A 235-nucleotide genomic window follows, 5' to 3' on the forward strand; every position below is an offset into this window, starting at 1 on the left:
GGCTGAGGCGGTGGCGGATTACCTGGCCGGGGAGCTGGCCGGTGGTCAGGTCTCGCGGGCGGTCGTGGCCGATGTGTCGGTGGTCGACGAGCCGATCGCGATCGTGGGGATGGCGTGCCGGTTCCCTGGAGGTGTCTCCTCGCCCGAGGGTTTGTGGGATCTGGTGTCGTCCGGCACGGACGCCATCGGGGAGTTCCCCACCGATCGCGGCTGGGACCTGGCGAAGGTATACAAC

Annotated in this window: 1 protein-coding gene; it reads left to right on the forward strand. The window is 68.9% G+C overall.

Annotation, left to right across the window (positions count from 1 at the left end):
- Nucleotides 1–10: 10 nt before the first annotated feature.
- On the forward strand, nt 11–235 hold a 225-nt coding region (locus tag ACSC1Q_RS43280), incomplete at its 3' end, for a beta-ketoacyl synthase N-terminal-like domain-containing protein (protein WP_436764559.1).

The organism is Streptosporangium heterodermiicola (assembly GCF_051390675.1).
GTDB lineage: Bacteria > Actinomycetota > Actinomycetes > Streptosporangiales > Streptosporangiaceae > Streptosporangium.